This window comes from Campylobacter sp. RM12642 (assembly GCF_020137635.1).
In the GTDB taxonomy this organism is placed as follows: Bacteria; Campylobacterota; Campylobacteria; order Campylobacterales; family Campylobacteraceae; genus Campylobacter_E.
Map to the genome: position 1 here is coordinate 1 of NZ_JACGAT010000039.1, position 11,031 is coordinate 11,031.

An 11,031-nucleotide genomic window follows, 5' to 3' on the forward strand; every position below is an offset into this window, starting at 1 on the left:
GGTTAATGGAGTAAATAATTTTTCAAATACTTATGTTAATACGCTTAATAGTAAAAATTCACAAAATAAAGCAAATGATGGGGCTAGTTTAGAATATCTAAAACTAGCTCAAGAAAAGCTAGAAAACGATCCGACCTATAAACCATTATATGACAATAATTTAGGTCTTCGTGATAAGCTAACTTATGGTATGTATGGAGCGTTAGACCCTGATGTTGTAAAGAATATAAGGTTGGAATTGGAGAAATCTCCAGACATTGATCCAGAAGAATTAGTAAAAACTCTAAATAAACTTTTTAAAAATTTAGATAAATTAACTTCAGATAGCATAAATGATGAAGAAAAAAATAAATTAATGAAAAGTATTTTTTCTAATACAGATGAAGATTTAAAAATATCACAATCTAAAGAAGAAATTAAACAAGAAGAAAAAGAAGAACAAACTAAAGAAAAACCATTCGAAGCCATAGAAGTAAAAGGCACTAGCACTCGTGAAAGTATGGAAGATATTTTAAGCAAAATTAATATTCAAAATATTAAAGATGAAAGAGATTTATTAGCTATATTTTTAGCCTATAAAAATGGCGAGAATTTATATGATAAAAGGGTTTGAAATTTTATATTTTAAATTGAAAGGAAGAGTTTGAAAAAGTTATTTTTTATAGCATTTACTTTAAGCTTTTTATTTGGCTCTGATGCTATTACTATTGATAGTCTTTTTAAAAGACAAATCGGACTTAGAAGCATTACAAGTCTTAGTTTAATCACTAGCGGGAATGCTAATATCTACACAAGTTATCCAAGTCTAATAATAGGAGGCGATCCTGTGATTTGGACTGATAATAAAAGGCTTAGTTTGAATGAAACTTTGATATATTCATTTAATAACAAGCTTGATTTTATAACTTCAATTGGCGCTAATGCTACTAGAAATGAATATAGTAATTTTTTTACGGGTAAGCCTATGAGTGAAACTCATTATTCATTTGAGAGCTTGTGGCTTGGGTTTAATTATAGATTTGATAGTTTTAGTGATAAAATACTTAGTTTTTCTTATCAAGCAGGATTATTACAAAGAGAAAAAGCACTTGATACAAATAAAAGTTTTTATTTTAAATCACATTCAGCTAAGCTAAACTTAAAAGGATATAGCGACCCTGCTATTTGGGGTATTTATATGGGATTTACATATAATGATACTAGGACTTTTGATAAACTAGCGATAAATTATGGAAATTCTTATAATTTTGGTGCAAATCTTAGTATAGTATTAAGCCCTAAAATTACGCTTGATTTAGAAGCTTCACAGAGTTTTCAAGCAGCTCAAAAAATCAATGGTGTAAAATATACAAATCTAAGAAGTATCCCAACATATAGTGTAGGCTCAACTTATAGTATAAATGATGATACAAGTATCAGTTTTAACGCTAGTTTTGGTGGTGGTTCAGCTGCTCCTGATAGTGTGTTTGGTATTAGCTTATGGCAAAAATTCTAATAATCTTTATAACTATAACTTGTCTTAATGCCGAGTTTGCAGTGAAGTCTTATAGACAAATCAAAAATAACTCCGTAGTAAGACAAAGTTATGAAGAATCTTGTGGGGCAAGTAGTATAGCGACATTGCTAAATCTAACAAATATCAAGCGTTTTAGTGAAAAAGATATTTTAGAAGTTTTAGATAAAAATACTAATATGCTAAGTTTTAATGAATTAAATAATGCGTTAAATAAATTAGGTTTTAATGCAAAAGCTTATAAATTAAATCGTAATATATTTGAAAAAATATTCGTGCCTTTTATAGTAAAGATTGAAAATGACCCGAGATTTCCACATTTTGTAGTGGTAAATAATATTAATGGGGATTTTGTGAAAGTATATGACCCAAGCTTTGGCGAATATCTAAGCTCTAAAAAAGAATTTTATAGCGTATGGGATAAAGATGGTTTAGGTGGATACGCTCTAATAATTAAGCCAAATATTACAAAAGAACTAAAGCCAAATTTACCACGCCCAAGTCAAATAAAAGAAATTTAAATAAGTTTTATATTTTTAAAGTTTTTGTTAATTTTGCTGATATAGATGATAAAGGAGATGATTATGAAAATAACGGCTAATTCTTATATAACATATCCAACAACTAAAATTAGTAAAAAAAATGATAACCTAGATATTCAAGCTAATAAACCTTATTATGAAGATGGAAAGGCTAGTTTAGAATATCTTAAACTAGCCCAGCAAAAGCTAGAAAACGATCCGACTTACAATCCTTTAAATGATAGAAATTTAAATCTTGGAGAAAAGGCAAGTTATTGTGTGTTTGGAGCATTAGACCCTGATTTAGTAGAAGAAATAAGCAAAGAATTTATGAAAAATTGGGTAGAAATTGATAAAAAAGAGCTTGATAGAACGCTAAACTCACTAAATATGCCATCTTTAGGTTTGCCTGATGATTTTCCTTTAGGTTATATAGATAGTAAGAAAATGCCAAGCGTTGAAGAATTACAAGCTAGAGTTAAAGAAAAAGAAAATTTAAGAAATAATGCAATAAATACAAAAGAAGAAATTAAACAAGAAGAAAAAGAAGAACAAACTAAAGAAAAACCTTACGAAGCCATAGAAGTAAAAGGCACTAGCATTCGTGAAAGCATGGAAGAAATACTTAGCAAAATTAATATTCAAAATATCAAAGATGAAAGAGATTTATTAGCTATATTTTTAGCCTATAAAAATGGCGAGAATTTATATGATAAAAGGGTTTAGTTAAAATGACAATCATAAATAACAATCAGAGTATTTTGGATTTAAGGCAAATATTTTTAAGAGATGAGATAAGGACTGAAACTAATAAAGATTTAAATGCTAAGCCAGTAAGCTCTGATGATTTAAAAGGCATTTCTAATTTATATAATCACGATAATTGGGGTAAGAGTTTTAGTGGGGTTAGTAAGAATGGCGAAGTTACTATTTATGGCAAACTATTAGGGCTTGATGATAAAAGTAGTTTAAATGAATTAAGCGAACTTTTAAGCTTTATTATGACTAATTCAAATTCAATAAACGGACAAATCGCCTTAAATGATGAGCTAGAAAGCTTATTGAATAGTGATTTAAGCATAGAAGAATTTAAACCTAGATGGCTTTTAGCAATTACTAAGGATTTAGCAGCAAAAGAGCTAGATACTAAAGAGATTAAAAGAGAACCGATTGAAGTAAAGAGCGATTTAAATGTGTATAAAGAAAACTTAGCAAACTTGGTAAAATCTCTAAGAGAGCAAAAAGATAGCTATGATGCTTATGTTTTATCTATGCTAGAAACCGAGTTTATAAACAAAAGGACATAAATGCAAATTAATTCATCTTTAAATCAAATAAATCTCATTAATACAAATAATAAAGATTTAAAAAAGATAGATTTAAGTAAAGAGCTTAGCCAAATTGCTAAGCCTAATGATATGTTTGACTTGTTTTTGCAAGTTCAAAATGATTATAAGACAGATAGTATTTATCAAAGAGCTTTTGCAAAGCATTCTGATATAGAGATTAAAAAAGATTTGCAAAGCTTTTTACAAGCAAATCCTATAAATAGTAGTAGTGGTAGCTTTACATATTATGATGATTTAAGATTTAATTTTAGCGATGATGAAAGGCTTTTTAGATTATTTGCAGATGAAAAAATAAGCATAGATGATTTTAAGAAAGAATATCTAAAAATAAAAGCTGAATATGAAGAAGAAAAACCTAGAGAAAAAATAGAAGTAAAAGGCACTAGCACTCGTGAAAGTATGGAAGATATTTTAAGCAAACTTGATATTCAAAATATCAAAGATGAAAGAGATTTATTAGCTATTTTAATGGCGTATAAAGATAGTAAGAATTTGTATGATAAAAGAATTTGAATAAGTCAAATTCTTTTTATTTTTAAAATATAAATCCACCACCTTGAACCGGTGTTATATCTTTTATATCTTTTCCATTTGCATCATTACTTGTAGAGTTGTTGCCAATATTTTTAAATCTACAAATATCGCCTTTATTTGCATTACCTTCTAGTATTTTTGCATAGCTTGTTTTAGCATTTGCATTAGTTACTTGCACTAAAGCACTAAAAATTTCTTCGTAGCCGTTTAGCTCTTTTGTGTAACTATCATAGATTTTATCGCCTTTTTTATAGCATTCTAGTTGTGTATTTATAGGTAGGCTTTGAGTAAAAACTGCTTGATTATTGCTGATTTTTTCTATTTTTGGTGGATAAATAGCAGCTTGAGTGTTTAATACAATAGTGCTTGCAATATCGTTTAAAATACTATCATAATCTTTAGATTTTATATCAAGGCTTATGCTATCAGCAAATCTTATTTGTCTAGTTGCAAATGTAATAACTTGATAATTTATACTAACACTTACTTTAGAACTACTACCACTGCCAATAATTGAGTAATTTTTATTAATTGTATTAACATCGCTTATGGTGTAAAGCAATATATAATCAGTGCCTAGATTTTGACCTAATTTTAAGGCTTCATCTTTATTTGCGTCATTTAAAATTATATCTCTTTCAACAGCTAATGCTTCTCCTGCTTGTCTATCCAATAAATCAAATTTACGAGTTTTGTGGATATTGCTTTCTATTTTAAACCTTAAATCTCTTAATATTTGTTCGCTATCTCTTCCTAATAAAGAAAAATTATTCGGACTTAGAGCAGGTGCTACGATGATTTTTCTTCTATCGTTTTTCATTCCGGCTAGTTCGTATTTTTTTGAAACTGCTGTTTTTTGAATACTTACGACTACTCTAAATCCATCTTCTGTTTTTGTATTTTCTATAACTTCAAAAGAGCTAAAGCGACCATTTGTTGCTTTGCTAATTTTTTGATTAAATAAAGCATTAATGTTTGTTCCGTCTGCACTTGATTCTAATTGTGTTTGACTAAAAGAATTACTAGCTTTAATATATGCACCATTTAGCTTAGTAACAGCTTGTGCTAATGCATTATCAACGGCTTCGCTATAAGTAATGCCGTAGCCTTCTCCGGTAGCAGTTTTTGTGCTAGTTGTAGTTACTACTTTAGCATTTAGGCTTACTAAAAATAAGCCTAAAAAAATAATTAATATCTTTTTCATAATTTAATCCTAGAAATCATCAACTTCTACATTTTTAGAGCGAATTACTTTTGAAGTATTTGTTGGTGGTGTTATTGCTTGTGTAGGTTTTAAACCACTTTTTGATTCATGAACGCTTGCAGGCGAATAATATACCATCACTCCTGTTACACCTTGCTCACCTTTTGTTTTTCTCCAATTATTTACAATTTTTGTGCCAATTAGTTTCATACTTGCACTAGCACTCATATTTTCTTGGAATACTGTTGAAATAGCATTTTCTTCTACTAAACCACCTGTTTGCTCATCAATGCCATCTTTGCTCTTAACTTCAACTGCTACTTTTTCCATAGCTCTTTGAACTGTTCTTTCTCTTTCTTTTGTGCTAATTTGAGTTCCTATAAACATAGCTAGATTTTGCTCTGCTTTCATTTGTGCAACTTTAATAGCGTTTTCAGCTTTTCTATCTGCAAATTTACCTTTATTTTCATAGTTTTTCATACCATAAGAAATTAATGCTGGTTGGCAATTTTCATCATAGAAAAATGTAAGCCCTAATTTTGAAAGTGGGGTTTTAATACTATTTGCTAATTCTCTTGCATTTTTGCATTGTTCTTTTTTAGCTGTTGGTTTTGCTAAATATCCACCTTTTAAAGCTTCTGCTAATTCTATTGATTTAGGTGATATATAAGCTACTAGACCAACTTGGTCATAGCCATTTTTACCTTTTACAATATAATTTTCATAAGGAATTAAACCATTTACAGCACCAAATGCTGTTTTAAGCGATTCTGTTTTAAAATCTTGAGAGTTTTTGATTTTTTCAGCTTTATAAATTAACTCTTGTTCTTTTATAGCATCATCTCCTACGATTTTTTTAATTAGTGCATTTATAATGTTTTCTGCTGTTTTGTTTTTTTCTTTTTGACTTTTAATTTCTTGCTCTATTAATTTATCAATATCAGCATCACTTAAATCATCGCCATAACCACTTAAAATAGCTTTTGTTTGATAAATGCCGTATTTTTCCATAACGATTTTTGCTTTTAATCTTAAAAATGCTTCACTATAAGCACTTGCTAAATAATCATAGTATTTTGGGTCTTCTCTAAATACAGGAATTGGAATAGCAGGAGAAATGAAAGCTTCTCTTCCACTTGCTTTATCTTCTATTTGTTCTGCTACTTCACTCATCATTCTTAAAATATCATTTTCATCATCAACAAAGCCATTGTTTTCATCGCTAATTGGCAACACTTCATCAACTGAAGGTTTTATATTTTGACTTACAACACTTTCTTCTTTTGGTGTTGTTACTTCATTAACTACTTCTTGATTTTTAGTTTCTTCTGCAAATGCTCCAATACTTAAAATACCTGCTAATACAGAACTTAATAATACTTTTTTTACCATGCTACACTCCTATTTGAACCAAGTTTATTAATTTTTATTTCATCTTCCCAAATTGCTAAGCCATTATCAAGATTTGTAACCGTCATTTGGAAATAATAATCAACTCTTTGAGAATCACTAAAAGTTCCTTTAATTCTAGTATTTCTTTGAATTATTTTACCGCTTAAAGACCTATTTGCACTTAATATTGTGCCTTTTTTAGCGATTGTTTTTTGATTAAATTCGTCATTATCTCTTAATTCTCTTGTAGCGTGGGTCATATTATCCTCAGCCCCATTAGCTCCAATTGCTGTTGTTACATAAACACGACCAGAATTAAGTAAAGCAATTCTTATTTTTTTAGTAAGAATATCTGTATCAAAATGTTGCATTGTATCATTAGTAATCCTACTCATTACAAGAATATGGCGTTCGTTTGGATTTGAAGTAGCAAAAACAGGGCTTGCTAACATAGAATTAATCAAATCTCTTGCCGCATTTTGTAAATCTATATCATCAATACCTAGTGAAACAGGCTGATTTTTGCCATTATTTACTTCATCAACGACATAACTTGGTGCAGCCGCACAAGCTCCTAAACTTAGTGCTAAAGCTAGTGTGTAGTATTTTTTCATTTTGTCTCCTTAATTAAATTTGTTAATTTTTATTTTGTAATTATGTGCGTTTGCTGGAGCACCTAATTTTATATATTTTGTTTCTTTTGGTTGTAGTGTTAGCTCTTTTTTAGCTAAACCTAAATTATCAACATGCATACCATTATCATAAAACCAATCTTGTGAGTATTTAAGATTTAGTCCATTATTGCTTATATTAGTAAGTTCGATACTAATTATTAGGTTATTAAAATCATTATTGCTTCTTTCTTCGCATTTTAGAATTTTATTTAAATCTTCATCTAAATAGCTTACATTAAAGCATTGATTGTTTTTGATTACATTTGCATTGTTAGCACACGAACATAAAAATACAGCAAAAGCTGTTAAGATATATTTTTTCATTTTTTTTACCTTTCTTCAAATATTGTTATATATTCAGTTCCTATTGTAGGAATTTTTACAAGTATTACATAATGTTTATTTATATCTAATTCTTGTGAAAATAGTGTTTGAGAATTTGGACTCGCAATATTTATACTTCCACTATTTGCAATTCTAATTGCTTGATAGTTTTTAGGTAAACCTATAAAGTATCTAATATCAGAATGGTTTAATAAATTATTTACCAAATCAACACCTATGCCAGAATATAAATTCTCTTTATTAGCTTTTACACTAATCATTGTTTTAGTAATCGCTCTTAAAAAAGACTTAGATATTCTAGGTATTAATGTAGCTTTGTATTCAGCGCCTATTATTTTATCCATATCACTTAGAAGTCTTGTTTTTTGATTATTCGCTACTATAAATGGATAAGCATCGCTACTATCTCCTAAAATTGCTATTGAAAACACTAAACTACTAACGGCTAATTGATTAGCATAAACAGAGTATTTTTCATTTCCAAAAGGAATTTTATAATCTATATCATTATCGTTTTTCTTAATAAAAACAATAGGCAATGATAGATTAAATTCTTTTAAAGATTTAGATTTACCATTTTCATAAATTACCCAAATATATTTATTTGTTTTAGATATTTGCATTCCTTTTTTTACTTTATTTGCTATTCTTTTAGTGTTGAAATTGTTTTTAGCTAATTCATAATCTTGATAAAACAACAAATCATTTTCTTGAGAATAAACTTCTTTTAATAAATCAATAGAATTATTTGACCTACCATCTAAAATATAATAAAGAGCAGAAAAATAGCTAACAAATGGATTAGAATAATTAGCATAAGACTTATAAGCAGGAATTGGGACACTATTATTTATAATGTCTATTACTTCATTACTTTCTCTAGGTTTTTGTTGTAAGTAGTTTAATTCGCTTAAAATATCGCTTTCAAATTCTTCTTTATTTCTTTTTTGTCTATCTAAGGCTCTTTTGATTTCAACTCCAGCTTCATCATATTCGCCTAAAGCTAGATAACTCATTGATTTGTATGTATTAGTTAGCATTTTTTCATAATATTGACCGCTATAATCAGTTATATTATCATTAAAAAGACCTTCTAAAACTCCTTCTCCAATCTTTAACAATAGATTTTTTTCATCTTTATCTTTATAACCATCTTCAACCAAATCAAATAGCTTAATACTATCTTTATAAGACTTACACAAGAATGCTTGATATCCGTAATAATTGCCGTTGTAAAGTGGGTCTTTAATATTTTCTAATACATTTTCTTTTGAGTATTTTAGCTCTTTTTTCGTAAGTAATTCGCAGTCTTTAGTATCTAAAGAATATATTTTATTTTTATTTTCTTCTTCGTAGCCTAAAAAGACAGAAGAACAAGCATTTAATACTAATAAAGTAAAAACTAAAACAAAAACTTTTAACAAAACTCTTAACATCGCCGACCCCCCCCCCATTTTTAAAAAACGCCATTTTATAAAAACTTAATTAATATATATTAATTTTTTTAAAATTCAATAATTCTTAAATAATAAGAATTATTGTTTATTTTTTTATAGCTCTAGTATTTTAATAGGAAGACCCATTTTATTCATTTCATCAAAGAATGGTTTTGCATCAAATTCTTCCATATTAAACACACCTTTTCCGCTCCATTTGCCACTTGCTATTAAATATGTTCCAATTGCAGCAGGAACGCCTGTTGTGTAGCTTACTGCTTGAGCGCCAGTTTCAGCGTAGCATTCTTCATGCACGCAAACATTATAAATATATACTTTTTTAGCCTTGCCATCTTTAATACCTTCAATAATACAACCTATGTTTGTCTTGCCTTTAGTCCTTGCACCAAGACTTGCAGGGTCAGGTAAAAGTGTCTTTAAAAACTCAATAGGAATTATTTTCATTCCTTGATGTTCAACTGGCTCAATTCCTAGCATACCTACATTTTTAAGACAATTCATATGTTGAATATAGCTTTGTCCAAAAGTCATAAAAAATCTAATTCTTTTTAAACCTTTTATATTTTTACATAAGCTCTCAAGTTCTTCGTGATAAAGTAAATAGCTATCTTTAACCCCAACTTCAGGATAATCGTGTTCAACTTTAATCTCAAGTGGTTTAGTCTCAATCCACTCGCCATTTTCCCAATATCTACCATTTGCACTAACTTCTCTTAAGTTTATTTCAGGGTTAAAATTAGTTGCGAAAGCATAGCCGTGATCTCCTGCATTACAATCCATAATATCAATTGTATGAATTTCATCAAATAAATATTGTTGCGCATACGCACACATAACATTCGTTGCACCTGGGTCAAATCCACTTCCAAGCAGTGCAGGAACACCAGCTTTTAAAAAGTCATTATTTCTAGCCCATTGCTCTTTATATTCAAATTTAGCTAAATCAGGATGTTCGTAATTTGCTGTATCAATGTATGGAATTTTAGTTTGAGAACAAGCGTCCATTAAAGCTAAATCTTGATAAGGTAAAGCCACATTTAATAAAATCGTAGCGTTTATATCTTGTATAAGCTTAACAACTGCATTTGTATCATCAGCATTAATCGTAGCAGTTGCAATCTCAACTCCTAAACGCTCTTTAATAAAACTTGCTATTTCATCACATTTGCTTTTTGTTCTACTTGCAAGCGTGATTTTATCAAAATATTTATATTCAGCTGCTTTATAGGTTGCTACACGGCTAACTCCACCAGCTCCAATTATTAATAAATGTTTCATATTTTCTCCTTTTAGCTTATGATAAAATATTTATGATAATGATTAATCTTTTTATGAGATTATATTAGTCTTATTTTATTTTAGGAGTATATTATGAAAAAATTATTTTTAGCTTTAAGCTTAGCAGGTATTTTAGGTGCTAGTGAATTTGTTCTTGATAAAGTTCATACTAGCGTTGAATTTAGCGTTAAACATATGTTAGTTTCTAACGCTAAGGGCAAATTTAAAAGTTTTGATGCGATGATAGATTTTGATGAAGCTAATAAAACTTTTAAAGTATTTAATGCAAGCGTTGATGTAGCAAGCGTTGATACAAATAGTGAAAAAAGAGACGAGCATTTAAAATCAAGTGATTTTTTAAATGAAAAAGTTAATCCAAAACTTACTTTTGTTATGAGTAAATACGAAAAAGTAAGTGATACACAAGGAAAAATGACAGGGGAATTAAACATAAATGGCGTTAAAAAAGAAGTAACATTTGATGTTGCTATCAATGGTGTTGCTACAATGGGAGATAAAACTAAACTTGGGTTTGACCTAAATCTTGACCTTTTAAGAAAAGATTTTGATGTAGCAAAAGATACAAATGAGGGCTTAGTAGCAAACGAAGTAAAAGTTCAAATTTTTGCTGAAGCTGATAAAAAATAATTAAAATTAAGAATTTGAAATTTTATTTCAAATTCTTATATCAATTAATCTTGTATCACTTAAATCTTTTTTAAATTCTTTCGTAAAATCTATAAAATCTCCTAATTTATCATTTG

At 28.6% G+C, this 11,031-nt stretch carries 12 protein-coding genes and 1 pseudogene; 7 read left to right on the top strand and 6 right to left on the bottom strand.

The genetic code is table 11. From position 1 onward, the window contains the following. The 6 genes and pseudogenes from AVBRAN12642_RS09080 to AVBRAN12642_RS09105 all read left to right on the top strand — a co-directional run. Positions 1-613 (top strand): annotated as a pseudogene (locus tag AVBRAN12642_RS09080) (hypothetical protein); the annotation flags it as partial. A 30-nt stretch (positions 614-643) separates the two neighbouring features. Next, positions 644-1,495: a hypothetical protein gene (locus tag AVBRAN12642_RS09085; protein ID WP_214119684.1), complete on the top strand. Its 852-nt coding sequence runs from the start codon at positions 644-646 to the stop codon at positions 1,493-1,495. Next, positions 1,480-2,034, top strand: a complete 555-nt coding sequence (locus AVBRAN12642_RS09090; RefSeq protein WP_214119685.1) for a cysteine peptidase family C39 domain-containing protein — start codon at positions 1,480-1,482, stop codon at positions 2,032-2,034. Before AVBRAN12642_RS09085 ends, AVBRAN12642_RS09090 begins: the two co-directional genes overlap by 16 nt. Positions 2,035-2,097: 63 nt before the next feature. Next, complete coding sequence (locus AVBRAN12642_RS09095) at positions 2,098-2,760, top strand: hypothetical protein (protein WP_336608260.1); 663 nt, start codon at positions 2,098-2,100, stop codon at positions 2,758-2,760. A 5-nt stretch (positions 2,761-2,765) separates the two neighbouring features. After that, entirely contained in the window at positions 2,766-3,341 is a 576-nt protein-coding gene (locus AVBRAN12642_RS09100) for a hypothetical protein (RefSeq protein ID WP_336607656.1), read from the top strand. Continuing rightward, on the top strand, positions 3,342-3,896 hold the full coding sequence (locus AVBRAN12642_RS09105; protein ID WP_336607655.1) for a hypothetical protein: 555 nt from the start codon (positions 3,342-3,344) through the stop codon (positions 3,894-3,896). Positions 3,897-3,918: 22 nt separating this feature from the next. On the opposite strand, the gene AVBRAN12642_RS09110 is transcribed toward AVBRAN12642_RS09105, so the two are convergent. From AVBRAN12642_RS09110 to AVBRAN12642_RS09135, 6 genes are all read right to left on the bottom strand, one after another. After that, entirely contained in the window at positions 3,919-5,121 is a 1,203-nt protein-coding gene (locus AVBRAN12642_RS09110; protein WP_336608261.1) for a hypothetical protein, read from the bottom strand. A gap of 9 nt (positions 5,122-5,130) precedes the next feature. After that, entirely contained in the window at positions 5,131-6,513 is a 1,383-nt protein-coding gene (locus AVBRAN12642_RS09115; protein ID WP_336608262.1) for a hypothetical protein, read from the bottom strand. Continuing rightward, on the bottom strand, positions 6,507-7,127 hold the full coding sequence (gene lpoB, locus AVBRAN12642_RS09120) for a penicillin-binding protein activator LpoB (RefSeq protein WP_214118878.1): 621 nt from the start codon (positions 7,125-7,127) through the stop codon (positions 6,507-6,509). Before lpoB ends, AVBRAN12642_RS09115 begins: the two co-directional genes overlap by 7 nt. Before the next feature lie 9 nt (positions 7,128-7,136). After that, positions 7,137-7,511 (bottom strand): hypothetical protein, encoded by a 375-nt coding sequence (locus AVBRAN12642_RS09125; protein ID WP_336608263.1) that lies wholly within the window; start codon positions 7,509-7,511, stop codon positions 7,137-7,139. Positions 7,512-7,516: 5 nt separating this feature from the next. Continuing rightward, positions 7,517-8,986, bottom strand: a complete 1,470-nt coding sequence (locus AVBRAN12642_RS09130; protein WP_336608264.1) for a hypothetical protein — start codon at positions 8,984-8,986, stop codon at positions 7,517-7,519. Positions 8,987-9,082: 96 nt separating this feature from the next. Then, the gene (locus AVBRAN12642_RS09135) at positions 9,083-10,267 is read right to left on the bottom strand and encodes a saccharopine dehydrogenase family protein (RefSeq protein WP_214118872.1); all 1,185 of its coding nucleotides are present in this window, start codon (positions 10,265-10,267) and stop codon (positions 9,083-9,085) included. Positions 10,268-10,360: 93 nt separating this feature from the next. Between AVBRAN12642_RS09135 and AVBRAN12642_RS09140 the strand changes: the two genes are divergently transcribed. Next, positions 10,361-10,915 (top strand): YceI family protein, encoded by a 555-nt coding sequence (locus tag AVBRAN12642_RS09140; RefSeq protein ID WP_214119700.1) that lies wholly within the window; start codon positions 10,361-10,363, stop codon positions 10,913-10,915. The last annotated feature ends 116 nt before the right edge of the window (positions 10,916-11,031 follow it).